We start from the raw sequence: 23,079 nt of genomic DNA on the forward strand, positions 1-23,079 counted from the left end.
TCGCATGCCGCTTTCAACCAGTTCGAACTTCGCGCGGCCGGACGATGCGTTTCGCGCCATTGTCGAGGCGCATCGCGGCCTGACCGACGAGCAGAGCGCCGATTTCGACGCAGCGTTGGTCCTGATCTTTGCCAACCATATCGGCGACATCGACGTGCTGCGGGAAGCGATCGTGCTGGCGAAGCGGCGCATGATCGACAGCCAGCAGCAACAGCAACAACAATAACCTGGTGAATTTAAGGAAAAACTGATGGCGAAGAACTTCGCATCCACCGGCGATCTCTCAGAGAAGACAATCACCTTCTCCGAGATCGGCCCCGATCTCTATGCCTTCACCGCCGAAGGCGATCCGAACACGGCCATCATCGTCGGCGACGACGGCTGCCTGGTGTTCGACGCGCAGTCGACACCCGCGATGGCCAACAAGGTGATCGAGCGCGTCCGCACCGTCACCGACAAGCCGATCAAATATGTCGTGCTGTCGCATTATCACGCCGTGCGCGTGCTGGGTGCCTCCGCCTACAAGGCGCAAGGCATCGTTGCCTCGCAGGAGACGTATCGCCTGATCGAGGAGCGCGGCCAGCAGGATTGGGATTCCGAATATGGACGCTTTCCACGCCTGTTCCAGGACGCGCAAAGCATTCCCGGCCTGACCTGGCCGACGCTCACCTTCGAAGGCGAGATGTCGATCTATCTCGGCAAGCGTGAGGTGCGGCTGATGCAGTTAGGGGCTGGCCACACCTCCGGCGACATCGTCGCCTGGGTGCCGGATGCCGAAGTCATGTTCTCCGGCGATCTCATCGAATATCACTCGGCCTGCTATTGTGGTGACGCGCATTTGCGCGAATGGCCGCTGACGCTGAACGAGATCCGCAACTTCAATCCCAAGGCGATCGCGCCGGGCCGCGGCGATGCGCTGAAGGGCACTGCCACCGTGCGCGAAGCCATCGCGATGACGCGCGACTTCGTCACCTCGCTCTATGGTGCGGCCGAAATCTCGGTTGCCAAGGGACGCACGCTGAAGGAATCGATGGCCGCGACGCGCGAGGTGATGGATCCGAAATTCCACAGCTTCGCCATCTACGAGCACTGCCTGCCGTTCAACGTGTCGCGCGCCTATGACGAGGCGTCGGGGATCGACGATCCCGTAATCTGGACCGACAAGCGCGACCAGGAGATGTGGGCGAACTTGCAAGGAGGAGGATAGTCATGAACATCAATACCTCGCCTGATCAGATCATTCGCAGTTCGGCGCAGGTCACGCCGGGCTACATGTCCGGCTTCGGCAACAGCTTTGAGACCGAGGCGCTGCCGGGCGCGCTGCCGATCGGCCGCAACTCGCCGCAGCGTTGCGCCTATGGGCTTTATGCCGAGCAGCTCTCCGGCTCGCCCTTCACCGCGCCGCGCGGCACCAACGAGCGCTCCTGGCTTTATCGCATCCGTCCCTCCGTGAAACATTCCGGCCGCTTCGAGAAGGCCGATGCCGGGCTGTGGCGCTCCGCGCCCTGCCATGAATACGATCTGCCGATCGCGCAGCTGCGCTGGGATCCGACGCCGCTGCCAAAGGAGGAAGTCACCTTCCTCCAGGGCGTGCAGACCATGACGACGGCTGGCGACGTCAACACGCAGGCCGGCATGGCCGCGCATGTCTATCTCATCACCACATCGATGGTGGACCAGCATTTCTACAACGCCGACGGCGAGCTGCTGTTCGTGCTTCAGCAGGGCAATCTTCGCCTCGTCACCGAGTTCGGCCGTATCGATGCCGAGCCCGGCGAGATCGTGGTGATTCCGCGCGGCGTGAAGTTTCGCGTCGAGATTCCGAACGGGCCGGCGCGCGGCTATCTCTGCGAAAATTACGGCGGCGCCTTCACACTGCCGGAGCGCGGCCCGATCGGCGCCAATTGTCTGGCCAATGCGCGCGATTTCCTCACGCCAGTCGCGCATTACGAGGACAAGGACACGCCGACCGAGCTGTTCGTGAAATGGGGCGGCTCGCTGTTCAAGACGACATTGCCGCATTCGCCGGTCGACGTCGTCGCCTGGCACGGCAACTACGCGCCCTACAAATACGACCTCCGCGCCTTCTCGCCGGTCGGTGCGATCGCCTTCGATCATCCCGATCCCTCGATCTTCACGGTGCTGACCTCGCCGTCGGAGACGGCGGGGACCGCGAATATCGACTTCGTCATCTTCCCGGAGCGCTGGATGGTGGCCGACAACACATTCCGTCCGCCCTGGTATCACATGAACATCATGAGCGAGTTCATGGGCCTGATCTACGGCGTCTACGATGCCAAGCCGCAGGGCTTTGTCCCGGGTGGCATCTCGCTGCACAACTGCATGCTGCCGCACGGCCCCGATCGCGACGCCTTCAATCACGCCAGCAATGGCGAGCTGAAGCCGGTGAAGCTGACCGGAACCATGGCCTTCATGTTCGAGACCCGCTACCCGCAGCGTGTGACATCGCATGCCGCGAACGCGTCAACGCTGCAAGACGACTACGCCGATTGCTGGAAGGGTCTCGAGAAGCGCTTCGATCCGAACCGGCCGTGACGTTCTTCCCCTCTCCCCTTGTGGGAGAGGGTGGCTCGCCGCGTAGCGGCGAGACGGGTGAGGGGTTCTCTCCGCGGGTGAGCCTCTCGCATTCGAATACGCAGATAGAACCCCTCATCCGGCGCTTCGCGCCACCTTCTCCCGCAAGAGGAGAAGGAAGAAAGGACCGGGCCAAACGTGTCAACGCACCCCAGCGACCCCAGCCTCCGCTCCTTCATCGACGTCGATCCCGCCTCCGACTTCCCGATCCAGAACCTGCCTTATGGCGTGTTCTCGACCGCGGCCAATCCGACGCCGCGCGTTGGCGTTGCCATCGCCAATTACGTGCTAGACCTCTGGGAGCTCGAGCAGGACTCTCGCCTCGATGTCGGCCCGCTCGGCGTGTTCTCCGGCGCCTCGCTCAATCCGTTCATGGCGCTTGGGCCAAAAGTGTGGACCAGGACACGTGCGCGGATCAGCGAGCTGTTGCGCCATGATCATCCCGAGCTGCGCGATAATGAGGAACTGCGCACGCAAGCGCTGGTGCCGATGGGCGAGGCCAAACTGCATCTGCCGTTCGCGGTCTCCGGCTACACCGATTTTTATTCGTCCAGGGAGCACGCCACCAATGTCGGCGTGATGTTCCGCGGCAAGGACAACGCGCTGCAGCCGAACTGGCTCTACATGCCGATCGGCTATAACGGCCGCGCCTCGACTGTGGTGGTCTCGGGGACCAAGGTGAAGCGCCCGCGCGGGCAGTTGAAGCCGCCGTCGGTCGACGTGCCGAGCTTCGAGCCGTGCAAGCGGCTCGATTTCGAGCTGGAGATGGGCGTCGTGGTCGGTCAGCCTTCGCCCATGGGCGGTATGCTCACGGAGCAACAGGCCGAGAAGATGATCTTCGGCTTCGTGCTGCTCAACGACTGGAGCGCGCGCGATATCCAGCAATGGGAATATGTGCCGCTCGGCCCGTTCCTCGCAAAAGCGTTTGCGACCTCGATCAGCCCGTGGGTGGTGACGCGCGAGGCACTGGAGCCGTTCCGGCTCAACGGGCCGGAGCAGGAGCCCGCGCCACTCGATTATCTCAAGCAGGCGAAGCCGCAGAACTACGGCGTCGAGCTCGACGTCTCCTTGCGCGCGGCCGGCGCGAATGCGCCAACGAGCATCAGCCGCACCAATTTCAAATACCTGTACTGGTCCTCGGTGCAGCAGCTGATGCACCACGCCTCCTCCGGCTGCGCCATGAATGTCGGCGATTTGCTGGGGTCTGGCACCATCTCCGGCCCGGAGAAGAACCAGCGCGGCAGTCTCCTGGAGATCAGCTGGAATGGCACCGAACCGGTCGAGTTGCCCGGTGGCGTCAGGCGCTCGTTCCTGGAAGACGGCGACAGCCTCGTCATGCGCGGCTGGTGCCAGGGCAACGGCTATCGTATCGGGTTTGGTGAGGTCGAAGGGACGATCTTGGCGGCGGAGTAGGCTCCGCCATCGCCACGTCCTCCGTCATTGCGAGCGCGGCGAAGCAATCCAGAATCTTTCTGCGGAGGGATTCTGGATTGCTTCGTCGCAAGAGCTCCTCGCAATGACGTCGGAGAGACTTCAACGCTTCTCCGGCGGCACGTCGCGGATTCTCGCGCAATGCGCCGCAACGTCCTCCAGGCTGTACTTCAGATGCACCCGCTTGTCCGACGGCACTTGCCTGGTCGTGCACACGCCCGGCCGCCATTCCTGTGTGGGACGGATCGGACGCGGCGCAAAGCCGCCGCCGCAGTTTGGGCAGACGTTGGACAGCTTCGTCTCGACGCAGTCCGCGCAGAACGTGCATTCATAGGAGCAGATCCGCGCATCCGTTGCGTCAGGCGGCAGGTCGCGGTCGCAATATTCGCAGTTCGGTCGCAGCTGGAGGGCCATGGCTCGATCTCCCGGATTGGTGCAAATCATCGCAGGCGGCGCGCGAAGCGCGAATGCCGTAGTTCCCTCGATTTCAGCCAGGCTTCAAATCTTTCAGCGGCAGCTTTGAGCTTTCCTTCAACCGGTCGAGCACGATCGAGGAGCGCACATGCGCCACGCTCTGGTGCGGCATCAAGACGTCGTTGACGAGGTTGGAGAGGCCTTTGAGATCGCGCAGCACGGCCTTCAGTACGTAATCGGCATCGCCCGTCAGCGAATAGGCTTCCTGGATCTCGTCAATGCGGTTGACCAGCGTCCGAAACCGCTTGGAATTGTCCGGTGAATGGGTGGCGAGCCCGACCTGGATGAAGGCGATCACGCCGAAGCCGAGCGCCTCGCTGGAGAGATCGGCGTGATAGCCTGCTATCACCTTCTCCTCCTCCAGCCGCATCCGCCGGCGCGAGCATTGCGATGCCGACAGGCCTGCGATCTCGGCGAGCTCCTGGTTGGTGAGGCGGCCGTCGTCCTGGAGCGCGCCCAGAATCTTGAGGTCGAAAGCGTCAATCGGAATCATGCGTGTTTTATCCATTTGATGCACGGATCGTGCATATGATAGCCAAAAGACGTCTCGTTTGCACGCCTCTTGCGCGCGCCGTGAAGGATAGTTCTCCCAGCAGCCATTTGGGAGAACTCCATGGGTCCGTTTCCGCACGATGCACCGCCGGCCACCATCAGTGCCGACAATCCGATGGGCACCGACGGCTTCGAGTTCGTCGAATATGCCCATCCCAATCCGCAAGAGCTGCACGCGCTGTTCAGGCTGATGGGCTACGCGCCGGTCGCGCGCCACAAGACCAAGAAGATCACGGCCTATCGCCAGGGCGACATCAACTACCTTCTCAACGAGGAGCCCGGCACCCACGGTTACGATTTCGTCGCTGCGCACGGCCCCTGCGCGCCATCGATGGCTTTTCGCGTGGTCGATGCCAAGGCCGCCTATGACCGGGCGATTGCGCTCGGCGCGGAGCCTGCCGATGTGTCGTCCGCGCAGAAGACGCTCGATGTGCCCGCGATCAAGGGTATCGGCGGCAGCCTTCTGTATCTGGTCGATCGCTACGGCGCCAAGGGCTCGGCCTATGATGCCGAGTTCGAGTGGTTAGGGGCGCGCGATCCACGGCCGGCCGGTGCCGGCCTGTTCTATCTCGACCACCTCACCCACAACGTCCATCGCGGCCGCATGGATGTCTGGACCGGCTTCTACGAGAAGCTGTTCAACTTCCGCCAGATCCGCTTTTTCGACATCGAGGGCCGCGCTTCTGGCCTGTTCTCGCGTGCGCTGACGAGCCCCGACGGCAAGATCCGGATCCCGATCAACGAGGACGCCGGCGATTCCGGCCAGATCGAGGAATATCTGAAGATCTATCGCGGCGAGGGCATCCAGCACATCGCCTGTGGCTGCCGCGATATCTACCGCGCCATCGAGGAGCTCCGCACAGCGGGTCTGCCCTTCATGCCGCCACCGCCCGACACTTATTTCGAGAAGGTCGATACCCGCCTGCCCCGGCACGGCGAGGACATTACGCGACTCCAGAAGAACGGCATCCTGATCGACGGCGAGGGTGTCGTCGCCGGCGGCCAGACCAAGGTGTTGCTCCAGATTTTCTCGGCCAATGCGATCGGCCCGATCTTCTTCGAGTTCATCGAGCGCAAGGGCGACGATGGATTCGGTGAGGGCAACTTCAAGGCGCTGTTCGAATCGATCGAGGAAGACCAGATCCGGCGTGGCGTGCTGAAGGTTGAGCACGGTACGGCGTAGGCCGATCGCCAGGTACTGCCATATCAAACAAGCCTGAGGCCCCGGACAAGCGAAGGCGCACATCCAGGGCTTCCCAAACCACAGCAAGGAATTGCCGCGCGACCCGCATCAGCGGGCGCTCGGTGAGGTGCGCGCAATCGAAAGGATCGAAAATGACTCGCGTGACGACTATGGTGATCGCTGCTCTCGTTCTCGCAGGAAGTGGTTCACTGGCCAAGGCACAGGAAACGCCCGCAGAAGCGCAGAACAAGCAGATCGTTCTGGAGTTCTACGAAAAGGCACTCAACGGCAAGAACCCCGAGGCGGCGGCCTCATATTTCGGCTCGCACTACACTCAGCACAATCCGCTGGTTGCCGATGGCGCAGAGGGCTTCCGCAAGTTCGTCGAGTTTCTCCGGCAGAAATATCCTGAGGCACATTCGGAAGCAAAGCGCGTGTTCGCTGACGGAGATTACGTCATCATCCATTCGCACGCGGTTCAAGAGCCGGGGACCAAGGGGGCAGCCATCATCGATATATTCAGGCTGGAGAACAAGAAGATCGTAGAGCACTGGGACGTCATTCAGCCTCTTCCTGAAACGGCTTCAAACAGCAACGGAATGTTTTGAGATACGGTACCGCAGCGTCTGAAGGCGCGGCGACGTTCATGCAGTGGAAGCGCGACGTTGTGCCGCGCTTCCACAGAACCAAAAAAACCATGGAGGGAATGATGTCGATTGAGACCGCCGCCATCGCGCGCAGCCGGGGCATGACGAGCGAGGAACGCAAGGTTGTCATCGCCACGCTCGTGGGCACCACGATCGAATGGTATGATTTCTTCATCTATGCCCAGGCCGCGGGTCTCGTCTTTGGCAGCCTGTTCTTTGCGCCGATGAATCAGAACGATCCGCTACTGGCGCAAATCGTGTCGTTTGCGACGCTCGGCCTGTCGTTCTTGTTTCGGCCGCTCGGCGCCATCGTCTGCGGCCACCTTGGCGATAAATTCGGCCGCCGGAACGTGCTGGTCGGGACGCTGGTGCTGATGGGCGTGGCCACCGCGATGGTCGGCGTGTTGCCGACTTATGGACAGATCGGTGCATTGGCGCCGGCGCTTCTGATCTTGCTGCGTATCCTCCAGGGATTTTCCGCCGGGGGCGAATGGGGCGGGGCGGCGTTGATGGCGGTCGAATCCGCGCCCGTCGACCGGCGAAGCTTCTTCGGCGTGTTCCCGCAGATCGGAACGCCGATCGGCATGATGATCGCGACCGGCGTGTTGTGGCTCCTGACGTCGACGCTCGGCAAGCAGGCAATGATGGATTGGGGATGGCGCATTCCGTTCTTGATATCGATCTTTCTGATCGTCGTGGGCGTCGTGATCCGCCGCACGGTCGAGGAGTCGCCGGTGTTTCAGGCGATGCATCGCCGCCACAGGGAATCCTCGGCACCGCTTGCGGAGCTGTTTCGCGGCAATGCCCGGGACATCATCCGCACTGCGCTGATTTTCATGGCCAACAACGCCGCCGGCTACATCCTGATCGCCTTCATGATCAGCTATGGCGCCAACACGCTGAAGCTTCCTTCGGACCAGCTTCTGCTCGCGAGCGTGCTCGCCGCCGCAAGCTGGCTCATTTTTACGCTGATCGGCGGCGTGCTCGGCGACAGGATTGGCCGCGTGCGCTGCTTCCAGATCGGTTACGTACTTCTCGCCCTATGGGCGGTGCCGATGTGGCTCCTGATCGACAGTAAGGATGTCCTGCTGTTCCTTGTCGCCGGAGTCGGTCTAACGATCGCGCTCGGGCTTTCCTATGGCCCGCAGGCGGCGCTCTATGCCGAGATGTTTCCGGCAAAAGTGCGCTACTCCGGCGTCTCGATCGGCTATGCTCTCGGCGCCATCCTTGGCGGCGCGTTTGCGCCGATGATCGCGCAATGGATCATCGCGAGTACTGGCCAGTCCTGGCGCATCGGCGCATACATCGCGGTGTTGTCGCTGATCTCGCTGATCGCGGTCTCGACCGTAAAGGATCCGCAGGGGGTCGACCTCCATGTGCGCGACGCGGGTTCGTGACGCGAAGGATGGGCGTTCACTGCTCGCCATGACGCTGGCACTACGGCCTCGGCTTCCACTCCCGCAGCACTGCCTCAATCTCCGCCGCCTCCGGCTCGCGCACCGCCGACGGCGTGCGCGAGAACCTTGGCGCCGGCGCAGGCTGCTTCACGCCATGGCGTTCGAGGAAGACGTTGCGGGCGACCATGTGCGGATGCTCGGTCGCTTCTGACATGGTCAGGACCGGCGCGAAGCAGATGTCGGTGCCTTCCATGATCTTGCACCAGTCTTCGCGGGTCTTGCTCTTGAACACGGCTTGCAGCTTCTGCTTCAGCGCCGGCCAGGCCTTGCGGTCCATCTGCGCGTCGAAATCGGCGTCGGTCAGGCCTGCGTGTTCGCGCAGCAGCGCGTAGAACTGCGGCTCGATCGAGCCAATCGAAACGAAGTGCCCGCAGGCGCATTCATAGACGCCGTAGAAATGCGCGCCGCCGTCGAGGAAGTTCTGCACGCGGCCTTCGGTCCAGCGGCCGATCGTGGTCATGTCGAAGAAGAACGACATCAGCGATGCCGCGCCGTCGCACATCGCGGCGTCGACGACCTGGCCCTTGCCGGATCTCGAGGCTTCCAGCAGCGCCGCGAGCACGCCGACGACGAGATAGAGCGCGCCGCCGCCGAAATCGCCGACCAGGTTGAGCGGCGGCACCGGCGCTTCCTTGGTACCGATCGCAGCGAGTGCGCCGGTGATGGAGATGTAGTTGATGTCATGGCCGGCGGCATTCGCCAGCGGGCCTTCCTGGCCCCAGCCGGTCATGCGGCCGTAGACGAGCTTTGGATTGCGCGCCAGCACGACGTCCGGGCCGAGACCCAGGCGTTCCATCACGCCGGGACGAAAGCCCTCGACCAATGCATCGGCATTGGCGAGCAGGTCGAGCACTTCAGCAATTGCGGCCTTGTCCTTGAGATCGAGCTCGATCACCTTGCGGCCGCGACCCGCCACCGACGTCACGCTCTTCTTCGCGCCGACGCGGTCGAGCGTGACGACATCGGCGCCCATGTCGGCCAGCATCATGCAGGCGAACGGGCCGGGACCGATGCCGGCGAATTCGACGACGCGGAAGCCTGAAAGGGGACCGGAGGTGCGAAGAGAAGCGCCGGGGGCTGTTTTGTCGAGCACGTTGTTGTTTCCTCGGGTCGCGGGCGAGTTGTCGATGAACCGGCAAGCGCCCGGGACGTTCCTCTGTGGGGCGAGTTAATTGGCTGATTAACTTCTCCCGCCTTCACGCCAGCGAGGCAAGCGGTTTTCATGCCGCATGGACAAAAATAAAGCGGCGCGCATTGCTGCGCGCCGCGAAAGATTTGTGTTCAGGCGCTATCAGGCGGAAGCAACTGCGCGCTGCGCCATCACCTTGATGAGATTGGCACGGTACTCCGCAGAGCCGTGGATGTCGGCCAGTAACCCGCTCGCCGAAATATTCACGCTGTCGACCGCCGACGGCGACCAATTCGCCTTCAGCGCGGCTTCGATCGCGCCAACCCGCATCACGCCGCTCTGCGACGCGCCGGTTGCGGCCACGCGAATCTCGCCAGACTTCGTCTGTGCGACGAACACGGCGGTGAGCGCGAAACGTGAGGCCGGGTGCCGCATCTTGGCGTAGCCAGCTTTTGCCGGAACCGGGAACGATACCGCGGTGATGATCTCGCCGTCTTCAAGCGCGGTGGTGAACAGGCCCTTGAAGAAATCATCCGCCGAGATCGACCGCTTGTTGGTCTTCACGGTGGCGCCGAGCGCGAGCAGCGCGGCCGGATAATCCGCGGCGGGATCGTTGTTGGCGATCGAGCCGCCGATCGTGCCGCGATAACGCACGGCGGGATCGCCGATCAGCGACGCCAGATAGGCGAGCGCAGGGATCGCCTTCTTTGCGGCATCGCTGGTCGCGACGTCGTAATGCGGCGTTGCGGCCTTGATAGTTAGCGTGTCACCGGAGGCCTCGACGCCAACCAGGTCCTTGATCTTGGCGAGATCGATGACGTCGGAGGGGCTCGCAAGGCGCTGCTTCATCACCGGAAGCAGCGTCTGGCCGCCGGCGAGGAACTTTGCTTCGCTGCCCTTGGCGAACAGGCTTGCCGCTTCGTCGACCGAGGAAGCGCGATGATATGTGGTCTGATACATCTTCGTTGCTCCCTCTCAAGCCGCGTGGATCGTGCGCCACACCCGGTCCGGGGTCGCGGGCATTTCCAGATTGTTCTTGCCGATCGCATCCGTGATCGCGTTGATCACGGCCGCCGACGCCCCGATCGCGCCGGCCTCACCGCAACCCTTGATGCCCAAGGGATTGCCCGGGCACAGCGTCGTGGTGTGGGAGAGGTTGAACGACGGCAAATCGTCGGCGCGCGGCATGGAGTAATCCATGAACGAGGCCGTGACCGGCTGGCCGTTGGCATCGTAGATCGCGTGCTCGAGCAGCGCCTGGCCAATCCCTTGGGCGAGGCCGCCATGGACCTGGCCCTCGACGATCATCGGGTTGATCAGCCGGCCGAAATCGTCGGCCGCGACGAAGTTGACGAAGCTCGTTTTGCCGGTGCCGGGATCGACCTCGAGCTCGCAGATATAGGCGCCGGCCGGGAAGGTGAAGTTGGAGGGGTCGTAGAAGGCGCTTTCCTTCAGGCCCGGCTCCATCCCGTCAGGCAGATTGTGCGCGGTATAGGCGGCGAGCGCGACCATCGGGAAGGCGATCGCCTTGTCGGTGCCAGCGACCTTGAACTCGCCATTCTCGATGACGATGTCGCCCTCGGACGCCTCCAGCGCATGCGCCGCGATCTTCTTGGCCTTGGATTCCATCTTCTCCATCGCCTTCAGGATCGCGGTGAGACCGACGGCCGCGGAGCGCGAGCCATAGGTGCCCATGCCGAACTGCACCTTGTCGGTGTCGCCATGGACGATCGAGACCTGGCTGATCGGAACGCCCAGGCGCTCCGCGACGAGCTGGCAGAACGTGGTCTCGTGGCCCTGGCCGTGGCTGTGCGAGCCGGTCAGGATCTCGATGGTGCCGACCGGGTTGACGCGCACCTCGGCCGATTCCCACAGGCCGACGCCGGCACCTAAGCTGCCGACCGCCTTCGACGGTGCGATGCCGCAGGCCTCGATGTAGCAGGACACGCCGATGCCGCGCAGCTTGCCCTGTGACTTCGCCTGCGCCTTGCGAGCTGCAAAGCCGGCATAGTCGATCGCCTTCATTGCGGCATCGAGCGAGGCATTAAAGTCGCCGGTGTCATAGGCCATGATCACCGGCGTCTGGTGCGGGAACTCTGTGATGAAGTTGCTCCGGCGCAGCGCGGCCGGATCGACCTTGAGCTGCCGCGCCGCCGTCTCCATCAGACGTTCGATCAGGTAGCTGGCCTCAGGCCGGCCCGCGCCGCGATAGGCGTCGACCGGCGTGGTGTTGGTGTAGACGCCGACCACCTCGGCATGGATCGCCGGGATGTTGTACTGACCCGACAGCAGCGTCGCGTAGAGATAGGTCGGCACCGACGACGAGAACAGCGACATATAGGCGCCGAAATTGGCGTAGGTTTTGACCTTCAGCCCGGTGATCCTGTTGTTGGCGTCGAACGCCATCTCGGCATGGGTGACGTGGTCGCGGCCATGCGCGTCGGTGAGGAAGGCCTCGGTGCGGTCGCCGGTCCATTTCACCGGGCGGCCGACCTTCTTCGAGGCCCACAGCGCCACCATCTCTTCCGGATAGATGAAGATCTTCGAGCCGAAACCGCCGCCGACGTCGGGGGCGATCACGCGCAGCTTGTGCTCGGGGGCGATGTTGTAGAACGCCGACAGCACCAGGCGGGCGACGTGCGGGTTTTGCGAGGTCGTATAGAGCGTGAAGTGCTCTTCCGCTTGGTCGTAATCGGCGATCGCCGCGCGCGGCTCCATCGCGTTCGGGGCGAGGCGGTTGTTGGTGACGTCGAGCTTGACGACATTGGCGGCCTTGGCGAAGGCGGCATCGGTGGCAGCCTCGTCGCCGATCACCCAGTCATAGACCTGGTTGCCGGGCGCTTCCGGGTGCAGCTGCGGCGCGCCGGATTTGATCGCGGCGTGAATGTCGGCGACCGCCGGCAGCTCTTCATAATCCACGGCCACGGCTTCCGCCGCGTCGCGCGCGAGGTTCTTGCTGTCGGCGATCACGACCGCGACGGCCTGACCGACGAAGCGCACCGTCTCCGGCGCCATCGCCGGCCATGCGCCCATCTTCATCGGGCTGCCGTCCTTGGAGGTGATGGCCCAGCCGCAGATGAGGTTGCCGACCTTGTCGTCGACGATCTGTTGTCCGGTAAGCACCGCGACCACGCCTGGCATCTTCAGCGCGGCGGAGGGGTCGATCCCCTTCACCTTGGCGTGCGCGTGCGGGCTTCTGATGAAATGGGCATGGGTCATGCCCTGCAATTTGATGTCGTCGACGTACCGGCCCTTGCCGGTAATGAAACGCTTGTCTTCCTTGCGCACGACGCGCGCGCCGATGCCTTCAACACCCATGTCTGGTCCTCCCGACCGGAATTGTTTTGCCTGCGCTTTCCATCGAAAGCCGCAGTGGTGGTTGTTCTTTCGAGGCGGGCCGCTTACTCGGCCGCCTGCGAGACCTTCATGCGTCCGGCTGCATCCAGCACGGCCTTGACGATGTTGTGGTAACCGGTGCAGCGGCAGATATTGCCTTCGAGCTCCTGGCGCACGGTGGTCTCGTCGAGCTGGCCGCCGTGACGATGCACGATGTCGATCGCCGACATGATCATGCCCGGCGTGCAATAGCCGCATTGGAGGCCGTGATTGTCGCGGAAAGCGGCCTGCATCGGGTGCAGCTCGTCGCCCTTGGCGATGCCTTCGATGGTGGTGACGTTGGCGCCATCGGCCTGGCCCGCCAGCATGGTGCAGGATTTCACCGCCCTGCCGTCCATGTGGACGACGCAGGCGCCGCACTGGCTGGTGTCGCAGCCAACATGGGTTCCGGTGAGGTTGAGGTGGTCGCGCAAGAGATGGACCAGCAGCGTGCGGTCCTCGACGTCGACGGCAACGGCCTTGCCGTTCACCGTCAGTTTGACTGTAGACACGGAACGTACCTCCCGGGATTGATTTTGATTGTTTCTAATTAGAGACCGCGGCCCCCGGCCTTGGCAACTGGGATTTTAGTCGCCCAGGTCCTGTCCAGTCGGCCTTTGGCCGACCGCGACCTGAGATTGCCCCGCCGTGCCGAATTTACCGCCCTTTATCCATTCTGCCCTAGTTTTGCGCATCCGGGTCTGGGGGCGGGGCGCCTCCGGGTCGCGGCTGACGATAATAATGGGGGTTGGGAATGTCCGGGCGTATCGCGTCGCCGTCTAAGCGCACCATATTTCCGACCCTCCGGTTCCGCGCCAAGATCATCCTCGGCTTCGCCGCGGTGCTGGTGATCTCCGCCGGCAGCATGGCCTTTGCCTATTTTGGCTTCGAGCGGGTCTCGTCCGGCGTCGGCTCCTACCGCGCCAGCGTCTCGGAGGCCGACCTCGCCCGCAACATCGACCGCGAGCTGCTCGCCTACCGTTCGGCCGTCAAATATTTCGTCGTCACCGGCAAGGAGGACGACGCCAAGGCGGCGCTGGAGTCCGAAGCCAGCCTGAAGAGCGCCATCGACCAGGCCGTCAAGGGCGCCAAGAATCCGGCGCGGCAGGAGGGCCTCAACAAGCTCGCCCAGGAGTTTTCGAATTTCGCCGCCACCTTCGCGAAGGTGCTCCAGGCCAAGCGCGACAGCGCGCTGCTGGTGCAGAACCAGCTGTCGCGCAACGCCAACCTGCTGAAGTACAAGCTCGACGACATCGGCAACAACGCCTCCGATTCCGAGGCGCAGGCGATCGAGTTCGGCACCAAGCAGGTCAATGCCCAGTTCCAGACCGCAAGCGCGGCCGCGACCAATTTCGTGCTGACGTCAGACCAGGCGATTGCCACCAGCGCGCTGGCGCGGCTGAAATTCGTCGAGAATTCGCTCGGCGCGGTCTATTCCATGGACGACAAGATCGTCGCCGGGCTGAAGGATGCCAAGGCGCTGCTCACCGCCTACCGCGAATCGCTGGAGAAGCTGATCGCCAACGCCAAGCTGGTCGACGATCTCGTCACCGAGATGAGCGGCTCGGCCGGCGCGATCCTCCGCGGTGCCACCGCCATGAAGGCCGATCTCGTCGCCGAGCAGCAGCGGCTGGATTCGGAGTCGGGAGCAGCCATCGGGCAGACCGAGCAGCTCATTCTGATGCTGGCGGTCGGCGGCACGCTGCTTGGCGCCGTGCTCGCCTTCCTGCTCGGCACCGGCATCTCGCGGCCGATGATCGCGATGTGCAAGGCGATGCGCGAGCTCGCCTCGGGCAACTTCGACGTCGTGCTGCCGGGCTTGGGTCGCAGGGACGAGATCGGCGAGATGGCCGGCGCGGTCGAGGAGTTCAAGGTCCAGGCTGTGGCGAAAGCCGAGCGCGATGCTGCCGCCAGCGAAGCCCAGAACAAGGAGCTGGCCACCGCCCGTCGCGGTGAGCTGATCCGCTTTGCCGATGACTTCGAGACCGCCGTCGGCGCCATCGTGTCGAACGTCTCGGCCTCCGCCGTCCAGCTCGAATCGGCGGCTTCCACGCTGACGCGCACCGCCGAGACCACGCAGAGCCTGTCGAGCCAGGTCGTCGGCGTCTCCGAACAGGCCTCCAGCAACATGCAGTCGGTCGCCACGGCAACCGAGGAACTGTCCGCCTCGGTCGAGGAGATCGGCCGCCAAGTCCGCGATTCCAGCCGTATCGCCGAGGCCGCCGTGGTGCAGGCCAAGGAGACCGACGGGCGGATCGGAAAACTCTCGCATGCCGCCCAGCAGATCGGCGAAGTCGTCAAGCTGATCACGGCAATTGCCGAGCAGACCAATCTCCTCGCGCTCAACGCCACCATTGAGGCGGCCCGTGCTGGTGAAGCCGGCCGCGGCTTTGCGGTGGTGGCGAGCGAAGTGAAGTCGCTGGCGAGCCAGACCGCGAAAGCGACCGACGAGATCTCCTCGCACATCGCCGGCATGCAGGGCGCCACCGCCGAGTCGGTTGCCGCGATCAAGGAGATCGGCGCCACCATCGGCAAGATCTCGTCGATCTCGACCTCGATTGCGAGCGCTGTGGAAGAGCAGGGCGCCGCCACCCAGGAAATCGCCCGCAGCGTTCAGAACGTCGCCCAGGGCACCCAGACGGCAGCCACCGACATCGGCCAGGTCAACCGCGGTGCCGCCGAGACCGGCTCGGCCTCGGAAGAGGTGCTGAACTCGGCGAAAACGCTGTCGTCCGAAAGCACCCGCCTCCGCGCCGAGCTCGATCGGTTTATGGCCAATATCCGGGCCGCGTAGGGGCGCTGCGCGCTAGGCGTTCCGCTGCTGCGTTACTCTTCGCCGGGACGACAAGTGGGGAGAGCGGACGTAAATCCCCTGCCTCACCTAACCGCAAGTTGCGGCGCTGTAAATTTACCGCGGCTTATCCTTTGCCATTTACCGTGCAAATGAGTCGGGGAGCGGGCTGCTTCCGGGCTGCGCCTGGTTTTCCGCGAATGGAATGGGGTGGGGGAATGTCCGCCGAGTCGAAGCTGAACACGTCGAAGCCGAACACATCGAAGCTGCTCACCTTGCGTTTTCGTGCAAAAATCATCCTCGGCTTCGTAGCGGTGCTGGCGATCCTCGCCGTCACCATGGCGTTCGCCTATTTCGGCTTCGAGCGGATCGCAGGCGCCGTCGCCTCCTACCGGGCCAGTGTCTCGGAAGCGGATCTGGCGCGGACCGTCGATCGCGAGCTGATTGCCTATCAGGGGTTGACCCGGGCCTATACGCTGACCGGCGCTGCGGATGACGAAACCGCGGCGAAGGCGGCCGAAGAGAATCTGAAGACGGCGATATCGAAATCGATGTCGGCCACGACCGGTGCGGCGCGCCGCGAGCAGGTCGGCAAGGTCGAGGCTGAGTTCCAGCGCTTCACGAGAATCTTCAGCGAGATCATCACGCTGACGCGCGAGAACAACAAGATCGCGACCGATGAGCTCAACAGCGTCGGCAACAAGATCCGCTTCAAGTTCGATGATCTCGCCGACACCGCGGCGCTGGCGGGGCTGGCATCGGTCCAGACCACGGCCAAGGACATCACCTCGCAATATCTGGCAGTCTCGACCTCGGTCAGCGCCTTCGTCGCCAAGCCGGAGCCGAAGAACGCCGACGGCGTGATCGCCCGCATCAAGTTTCTGGAGACCCTGCTGGTCTCGATCTATGCCAACGACCAGAAGATCACCGACCGTGTCACCGAGATCGGCAATCTGCTGAAGCAGTACCGCGCGTCGTTTGCAAAGCTGTCGGAGAACGTGAAGATCATCGTCAAGTCGAATGGCGAGATGGCCAAGACGGCTGCGTCGATCCTCAAGCTTTCGGGCGAGTTGCGGTCGGATCTGTCGGCCGACCAGCAGCGCATCGAGGCAAGCGCCAATGCGACCATCGGGGAGACCGAGCGGCTGATCCTGATGCTGGCGCTGGGCGGCCTTGCCGTCGGCGCCGTGCTGGCTTTGATGCTCGGTAACGGCATCTCGCGGCCGATGATCGCGATGTGCAAGGCGATGCGCGAGCTTGCCTCGGGCAATTTCGACGTCGTGCTGCCGGGCTTGGGTCGCAGGGACGAGATCGGCGAGATGGCCGGCGCGGTCGAGGAGTTCAAGGTTCAGGCCGTGGCGAAGGCCGAGCGCGATGCCGCCGCCAGCGAAGCCCAGAACAAGGAGCTGGCCACCGCCCGTCGCGGTGAGCTGATCCGCTTTGCCGATGACTTCGAGACCGCCGTCGGCGCCATCGTGTCGAACGTCTCGGCCTCCGCCGTCCAGCTCGAATCGGCGGCTTCCACGCTGACGCGCACCGCCGAGACCACGCAGAGCCTGTCGAGCCAGGTCGTCGGCGTCTCCGAACAGGCCTCCAGCAACATGCAGTCGGTCGCCACGGCAACCGAGGAACTGTCCGCCTCGGTCGAGGAGATCGGCCGCCAAGTCCGCGATTCCAGCCGTATCGCCGAGGCCGCCGTGGTGCAGGCCAAGGAGACCGACGGGCGGATCGGAAAACTCTCGCATGCCGCCCAGCAGATCGGCGAAGTCGTCAAGCTGATCACGGCAATTGCCGAGCAGACCAATCTGCTCGCGCTCAACGCCACCATTGAGGCGGCCCGTGCTGGTGAAGCCGGCCGCGGCTTTGCGGTGGTGGCGAGCGAAGTGAAGTCGCTGGCGAGCCAGACCGCGAAAGCGACCGACGAGATCTCCTCGCACATCGCCGGCATGCAGGGCGCCACCGCCGAGTCGGTTGCCGCGATCAAGGAGATCGGCGCCACCATCGGCAAGATCTCGTCGATCTCGACCTCGATTGCGAGCGCTGTGGAAGAGCAGGGCGCCGCCACCCAGGAAATCGCCCGCAGCGTTCAGAACGTCGCCCAGGGCACCCAGACGGCAGCCACCGACATCGGCCAGGTCAACCGCGGTGCCGCCGAGACCGGCTCGGCCTCGGAAGAGGTGCTGAACTCGGCCAAGACGCTGTCGTCCGAAAGCACTCGCCTCCGCGCCGAGCTCGACCGCTTCATGGCCAATATCCGGGCCGCGTAGGGCCTCGCTGCCGCCCAACTCTCCGCTGTCGTCCCGGATCAGCGCTCCGCTTGTCCGGGACGACCGATGGAGCGAGGGTGCTCCCGCTCACTCCCTCCCAAACGCCCGTTTCAATTCCACCTTCGCCCGCTCCAGCCGCGTCCGTTGCGTCTTCGGCAGCGTCTTGCCGGCGCGGTTGATGTAGAAGGTCAGCATCGACAGCGCCGAGCGGTAGGCGCCGGACTTGCGGCGCGCGCTGTGTTCTGCCGAACGCTTCAGCGAGGCCGCGATCTTCTTCGCGCTCGTCAGCTTGAAGACGCCCTGCTTCAGATCGAGCGCGTCGCTCTCCTTCGTCACACGCTGCGACCAGCGTTTTGGCGCGGCGCGCTTTGCGCTCTTGCGCGCGGTGGTGCTTCTCGCGCCGGTCTTCCGACGTGCGCCCTTGCGTGCTGCGGTCTTGCGCGAATGTGTCGTCTTTCTGACCTGAGCCATGCGCCAACTCCTTGCGGTTCCAGCAGAAACGGCCGGGGTTCGCTGCCGTTCCTATGGGAACCTGCTGTTGACGCAGACGTTGTCGCAGATGGCAGGCGGAATGCCGCACCCCCACGACCCAGCAACGCGATGGAATTGCAGCAGAGCCCAGCGCTGAACTACGGACATGCGGTCTCGGCAGCGGTCGCGGCCGATCGCATCGTCCAGACCAGCATTCCCGCGCGGCTCGATGCGCTGCCGTGGAGCGGCTTTCACACCCGCGTCGTGGCCGCACTCGGCATCACCTGGATCCTCGACGGGCTCGAAGTCACGCTCGCCGGCGCGCTTTCGGGCGCGCTGAAGCAGAGCCCGTCGCTGCACTTCTCCAATCTCGATCTCGGCGTCGCCAATTCCGCCTACCTCGCCGGCGCGGTGCTGGGCGCGCTTGGTTTCGGCTGGCTCACCGATCGCATCGGCCGCAAAAAGCTGTTCTTCATCACGCTCGCACTTTATCTCTCGGCGACCGCCGCAACCGCGCTGTCATGGGATATTGCGAGCTACGCGCTGTTTCGCTTCCTCACCGGCGCCGGCATCGGCGGCGAATACACCGCGATCAACTCGACCATCCAGGAGCTGGTGCCGGCGCGCTATCGCGGCTGGACCGATCTCGTCATCAATGGCAGCTTCTGGATCGGCGCTGCGATGGGCGCGGTGGCGGCGATCGTGCTGCTCGATCCCGCAACGATCGGTCCCGATCTCGGCTGGCGCCTCGCTTATTTGATAGGCGCGACCATCGGCCTTGTTGTGCTGCTGATGCGGATGTGGATCCCGGAGAGTCCGCGCTGGCTGATGATTCATGGCTATCCCGATCAGGCCCATGCCATCGTCGACGACATCGAGCGCTCGGTGATCGGCCATGATCAGGACGGACGAGACGGCCATTTCGCCAAGATGCGTCTGAAGATGCGCGATCACACCCCGATCAGCGAAGTCTTTCACACGCTGTTCTCGGTCTACCGCCAGCGTTCGCTGGTCGGGCTCGCCTTGATGGTCGCGCAGGCCTTCTTCTACAACGCGATCTTCTTCACCTTCGCGCTGGTGCTGACCGATTTTTATGGCATCGCCGCCGATCATGTCGGCTGGTATCTGCTGCCGTTCGCGGCCGGCAACTTCCTCGGCCCGCTGCTGCTCGGGCGTCTGTTCGACACGCTCGGCCGCCGCGCCATGATCATGTTCACCTATGGCGTCTCGGGCCTGCTGCTGGCGCTGTCGGGCTATCTGTTCTCGATCGGCGCGCTGAGCGCGCGGGGGCAGACCATCGCCTGGATGGTGATCTTCTTTTTCGCCTCGCCGGCGGCAAGCGCGGCCTATCTCACCGTCAGCGAGACTTTCCCGCTGGAAGTTCGCGCGCTGGCGATCGCCGTGTTCTACGCGATCGGCACCGGCATCGGCGGCGTCGTGGGTCCCGCATTGTTCGGCGTGCTGATCGACACGGGATCACGCAACAGCGTGTTCGCCGGTTATCTGCTGGGAGCCGCCCTGATGATCGCGGCCGCGATCGTGGCGTGGCGCTATGCCGTCTCGGCCGAGCGCAAATCGCTCGAACAAATCGCGCGGCCGCTTGCTTCAATGGAGTAGACTATGACACCGGAACTGGCGGAAATGCCGATGAGCGGCGAAAGAACCATGCAGGACAACAAGGATGCACCGGCACCGCACGAGTTGGTGCCGCATTTCGACGAGACCGCGATCCTGCTCGACATCGACGGCACGCTGCTCGATCTGATGCCGACGCCACGCGAGGTGTGGGTGCCGCCGGGCCTGTCCGAGACGCTCAACCGGCTGGCGGAGCGTACGTCCGGCGCGCTGGCGCTGGTCAGCGGTCGTTCGCTCAATGACATCGACCTGATCTTCGCGCCCGATGTGTTTCGTGCCGTCGGCGGACACGGCGCGGAAATGCGCCTGGCCATCGACAGTGAAGCGGACGACGTGCACGCGCCGCCGATGGACAAGGAGTTGAAGCGCCGGCTCGCCGCGATCGCAAAGCTCAGTCCGGGCATTCTGCTCGAGGACAAGGGCTATTCACTGGCGCTGCATTATCGCCTGGCGCCGCACGCGGAGAAGGCGATCTTCGAGGCGGTGTCGCTGATCCGCGCCGACCTTCCCAATGCGCCGATCGAGGTGCTGCCGGGCAAGTTCGTTTGCGAGATCAAGCATTCCGGATTCACCAAGGCGAGCGGCGTGCGCGAGCTGATGCAGCACGAGCCTTTCAGGGGGCGCCGTCCGATCTTCATCGGCGACGACGTCACCGATGAAACCGTGTTTGCGATCATGCCCGACATGAACGGGCTCGCCTTCTCGGTTGGCCGCCGCGCCATCGGCGTCAACGGCCATTTCGATGCGCCGAGCGACGTGCGTGCGTTCCTCGCGCGACTGGTCGAGCCAAGGTAAAACAAAGGCGGCGCCACATCGCAGACGCAATGTGGCTCCCGCGGTTCCATTGCGCTGCAATTCATGCTGCGCACAACGCCCGCAAAAACTGTCTTTGCAGCACAATTTCGCGGTTCCGCGAGCGAAACCTGTTCCAACGCGCGCGCCCGATTTTGGTTTCAATTCGTTGAAACGATGATCAGGAACCATATTGATGAACATCAGTTAAACAGGGTGGAATGAACAGGAGGGGACGACCTGTGAATTTAGTCGTCGTTTCAAATCGTGTTGCGCGTGGCAAACCCAACGAGCCCATGACGGGTGGCCTCGCGGCGGCCTTGCTTCCCGTGGTGGAACACTCCGGCGCGATCTGGGTGGGGTCCTCCGGCCGCGTGCGCGATGGCCATCAGAACCATCAGAAAGAGCCTTTTGCCGAAATCGAGGCGCTTGGCGCCGGTGCGATTGCGACGCTGGATCTGCCGGCGGCGCATTATGGCGGTTACTACGAAGGCTTTGCCAATTCGGCGCTGTGGCCGGCATTGCATTCGCGCAGCGATCTGATCCGCGTGTCGCGCGACGACTATGTCAGCTATCGCGAGGTCAACGCCTTCATGGCGCGCGCCCTGCTGCGCTTCCGAAAGGATCGGACCGCGTTCTGGGTGCAGGACTATCACTTCCTCGCCCTCGGCGCGGAGTTGCGCGATCTCGGCGTCGACGACCCGATCGGCTTCTTCCTGCACACGCCATGGCCGGTGGTCTCGGTGATGCTGGGCGTGCCCAATCACCGCGAGCTGATCACGGCGATGCTGGCCTTTGATCTTCTCGGTTTCCAGACCGAGGAGGATCGCCAGAATTTCCTCGGCTACGCCGGCGGCGAGCTTGGCCTCACCATCGAGGACGGTACTGTCATCTCGCAGCATGGCCGCACGCGATGTGAGGTGTTTCCGATTGGCATCGATGCCGAAAGGTTCGCGCAATATGCCGCGAAATCGGTCTCGCATCCCGACGTGTCGCGGCTGCGCCGCAGCCTCAACGGCGAGCGGCTTGCGATCGGCGTCGACCGGCTCGATTACTCCAAGGGCCTCGTCAATCGCATCAGTGCGTTCGACCGGCTCTGGACCGAGCAGCCGCAGTTTTCGCGCAGCATCTCGCTGCTTCAGATCGCCAACCCCTCGCGCGGCGCCATTGAGGCCTATGGCAACCTCCAGAACGAGGTCGCGCGCCTCGTCACCGACGTCAACGGCCGCCATGGCGAGGTCGACTGGACGCCGATCCGCTATCTCAACAAGGGCTTTAGCCAGGCGGTGCTCGCGGGCCTCTACCGCACGGCGCAGGTCGGCGTGGTGACGCCGCTGCATGACGGCATGAATCTCGTCGCCAAGGAATATGTCGCCGCCCAAAACCCGGCTGATCCCGGCGTGCTGGTGCTGTCGAAATTTGCAGGCGCCGCCAACGAGCTGGATACGGCGCTGCTCGTCAATCCGCACGACATCGACGGCATGGCGCGCGCGATTGCGATCGCAGCCGCAATGCCGCTTGTCGAGCGCAGGATGCGCTGGGAGGCGATGATGACCAAGCTGCGTGGCCACACCATCCAGCAATGGTCGGCCGATTTCGTCGCGGAGCTGGAAAAGTGCCGGGTCGAGAAGGTGGCGGCCGCGCCGCTCGCAGCCCAGCCGCCGCAAGCCTTGCGCTGGCTGAAGTCGGCGATCTCAGGCGTGCGGCTGATCTGAGATCCGGTGTCATGGCCGGGCTTGTCCCGGCCATCTACGTCTTACGCTTCTGCCCGATGAACATGGATGCCCGGGACAAGCCCGGGCATGACGGTGTACGGCGCGAGCGCGGCCAGCAGCTTCAATAGCAATACGACACGCTATCGAGTATCGCGCATTGCCGCTTGTTCGGCGCGTTGGGATCATCCATCGGCACCATGCCCTTGCCCTGGCCGACGAACACGCCGGGGCCGACATGCACCGAGCTCTTGTTGCCGATGATCACGCTCTGATGCGGCGTTGAGCTCGAGCGCGTGCCATCCGGCCAGAGGATGGAATCGCCCGACAGCACCCCGCGCCGGCCGTCGTCGCAGCTCACATCGACCCCCTGACGGGTGCAGGCTTGCGCCTTGGCAGGTCCGGCGAGGGCGGCGCCAAGGGCCGAAATCAGGCTCAGCGCGATGATGGTTTTACGGATGGTCATGGCGTCCCCGGGGATGGTTGGCGGTCTTGAGTGAATCGTCGCGCCAAACCGGCTGCGGGTTCAGCCGGAAGCGGGTTCCCAAGGCGCGCCGCGCCGTTGAAT

General features: G+C 63.8%; 20 protein-coding genes. 12 read left to right on the plus strand and 8 right to left on the minus strand.

The genetic code is table 11. The features are described 5' to 3' along the window. The first annotated feature begins 4 nt into the window (after positions 1-4). From IC761_RS02550 to fahA, 4 genes are all read left to right on the plus strand, one after another. On the plus strand, positions 5-226 hold the full coding sequence (locus tag IC761_RS02550) for a DUF2783 domain-containing protein (protein ID WP_195801743.1): 222 nt from the start codon (positions 5-7) through the stop codon (positions 224-226). A gap of 24 nt (positions 227-250) precedes the next feature. Beyond that, complete coding sequence (locus IC761_RS02555; RefSeq protein WP_195801744.1) at positions 251-1,207, plus strand: MBL fold metallo-hydrolase; 957 nt, start codon at positions 251-253, stop codon at positions 1,205-1,207. A 2-nt stretch (positions 1,208-1,209) separates the two neighbouring features. Then, entirely contained in the window at positions 1,210-2,556 is a 1,347-nt protein-coding gene (gene hmgA, locus IC761_RS02560; protein WP_195801745.1) for a homogentisate 1,2-dioxygenase, read from the plus strand. A 177-nt stretch (positions 2,557-2,733) separates the two neighbouring features. Then, positions 2,734-4,008 carry a fumarylacetoacetase gene (fahA, locus tag IC761_RS02565; protein WP_195801746.1) on the plus strand — a complete coding sequence of 425 codons (1,275 nt, stop codon included), beginning with the start codon at positions 2,734-2,736 and terminating at the stop codon, positions 4,006-4,008. Between the two features lie 120 nt (positions 4,009-4,128). On the opposite strand, the gene IC761_RS02570 is transcribed toward fahA, so the two are convergent. Next, a complete protein-coding gene (locus IC761_RS02570) occupies positions 4,129-4,440 on the minus strand; it encodes a DUF1272 domain-containing protein (protein ID WP_195801747.1) in 312 nt (103 codons plus the stop codon). 73 nt (positions 4,441-4,513) lie between these two features. Beyond that, a complete protein-coding gene (locus IC761_RS02575; protein WP_195801748.1) occupies positions 4,514-4,993 on the minus strand; it encodes an Lrp/AsnC family transcriptional regulator in 480 nt (159 codons plus the stop codon). 120 nt (positions 4,994-5,113) lie between these two features. Here IC761_RS02575 and hppD point away from each other — a divergent pair, with 120 nt between their 5' ends. The 3 genes from hppD (at position 5,114) to IC761_RS02590 (ending at position 8,279) form a co-directional block, all read left to right on the plus strand. Beyond that, positions 5,114-6,235 (plus strand): 4-hydroxyphenylpyruvate dioxygenase, encoded by a 1,122-nt coding sequence (hppD, locus tag IC761_RS02580; RefSeq protein WP_195801749.1) that lies wholly within the window; start codon positions 5,114-5,116, stop codon positions 6,233-6,235. Positions 6,236-6,387: 152 nt separating this feature from the next. Further along, positions 6,388-6,843, plus strand: coding sequence for a nuclear transport factor 2 family protein (locus tag IC761_RS02585; RefSeq protein ID WP_195801750.1), 456 nt, complete (start codon positions 6,388-6,390; stop codon positions 6,841-6,843). Between the two features lie 101 nt (positions 6,844-6,944). Then, positions 6,945-8,279: an MFS transporter gene (locus IC761_RS02590; protein WP_195801751.1), complete on the plus strand. Its 1,335-nt coding sequence runs from the start codon at positions 6,945-6,947 to the stop codon at positions 8,277-8,279. A gap of 40 nt (positions 8,280-8,319) precedes the next feature. On the opposite strand, the gene IC761_RS02595 is transcribed toward IC761_RS02590, so the two are convergent. The 4 genes from IC761_RS02595 to IC761_RS02610 form a co-directional block, all read right to left on the minus strand. Next, entirely contained in the window at positions 8,320-9,432 is a 1,113-nt protein-coding gene (locus tag IC761_RS02595) for a CaiB/BaiF CoA transferase family protein (protein WP_195801752.1), read from the minus strand. Positions 9,433-9,630: 198 nt separating this feature from the next. Next, positions 9,631-10,428, minus strand: a complete 798-nt coding sequence (locus IC761_RS02600) for an FAD binding domain-containing protein (RefSeq protein ID WP_195801753.1) — start codon at positions 10,426-10,428, stop codon at positions 9,631-9,633. A gap of 15 nt (positions 10,429-10,443) precedes the next feature. Then, the gene (locus IC761_RS02605; RefSeq protein WP_195801754.1) at positions 10,444-12,786 is read right to left on the minus strand and encodes a xanthine dehydrogenase family protein molybdopterin-binding subunit; all 2,343 of its coding nucleotides are present in this window, start codon (positions 12,784-12,786) and stop codon (positions 10,444-10,446) included. A gap of 83 nt (positions 12,787-12,869) precedes the next feature. Next, complete coding sequence (locus IC761_RS02610; protein ID WP_195801755.1) at positions 12,870-13,355, minus strand: (2Fe-2S)-binding protein; 486 nt, start codon at positions 13,353-13,355, stop codon at positions 12,870-12,872. Between the two features lie 242 nt (positions 13,356-13,597). Here IC761_RS02610 and IC761_RS02615 point away from each other — a divergent pair, with 242 nt between their 5' ends. Together IC761_RS02615 and IC761_RS02620 are read left to right on the plus strand one after the other, a co-directional pair. After that, on the plus strand, positions 13,598-15,637 hold the full coding sequence (locus tag IC761_RS02615) for a methyl-accepting chemotaxis protein (RefSeq protein WP_195801756.1): 2,040 nt from the start codon (positions 13,598-13,600) through the stop codon (positions 15,635-15,637). 215 nt (positions 15,638-15,852) lie between these two features. After that, positions 15,853-17,901: a methyl-accepting chemotaxis protein gene (locus IC761_RS02620; protein WP_195801757.1), complete on the plus strand. Its 2,049-nt coding sequence runs from the start codon at positions 15,853-15,855 to the stop codon at positions 17,899-17,901. Between the two features lie 87 nt (positions 17,902-17,988). On the opposite strand, the gene IC761_RS02625 is transcribed toward IC761_RS02620, so the two are convergent. After that, on the minus strand, positions 17,989-18,372 hold the full coding sequence (locus tag IC761_RS02625; protein WP_195801758.1) for a DUF3175 domain-containing protein: 384 nt from the start codon (positions 18,370-18,372) through the stop codon (positions 17,989-17,991). A gap of 129 nt (positions 18,373-18,501) precedes the next feature. Here IC761_RS02625 and IC761_RS02630 point away from each other — a divergent pair, with 129 nt between their 5' ends. From IC761_RS02630 to IC761_RS02640, 3 genes are all read left to right on the plus strand, one after another. Next, positions 18,502-19,989, plus strand: coding sequence for an MFS transporter (locus tag IC761_RS02630; RefSeq protein ID WP_195801759.1), 1,488 nt, complete (start codon positions 18,502-18,504; stop codon positions 19,987-19,989). Between the two features lie 3 nt (positions 19,990-19,992). Further along, entirely contained in the window at positions 19,993-20,802 is an 810-nt protein-coding gene (gene otsB, locus IC761_RS02635; protein WP_195801760.1) for a trehalose-phosphatase, read from the plus strand. A 239-nt stretch (positions 20,803-21,041) separates the two neighbouring features. Then, positions 21,042-22,514 carry a trehalose-6-phosphate synthase gene (locus IC761_RS02640; RefSeq protein WP_195801761.1) on the plus strand — a complete coding sequence of 491 codons (1,473 nt, stop codon included), beginning with the start codon at positions 21,042-21,044 and terminating at the stop codon, positions 22,512-22,514. Between the two features lie 121 nt (positions 22,515-22,635). On the opposite strand, the gene IC761_RS02645 is transcribed toward IC761_RS02640, so the two are convergent. Continuing rightward, positions 22,636-22,977, minus strand: a complete 342-nt coding sequence (locus IC761_RS02645) for a hypothetical protein (protein ID WP_195801762.1) — start codon at positions 22,975-22,977, stop codon at positions 22,636-22,638. Between the last annotated feature and the right edge of the window lie 102 nt (positions 22,978-23,079).

Source organism: Bradyrhizobium commune (assembly GCF_015624505.1).
GTDB lineage: Bacteria > Pseudomonadota > Alphaproteobacteria > Rhizobiales > Xanthobacteraceae > Bradyrhizobium > Bradyrhizobium commune.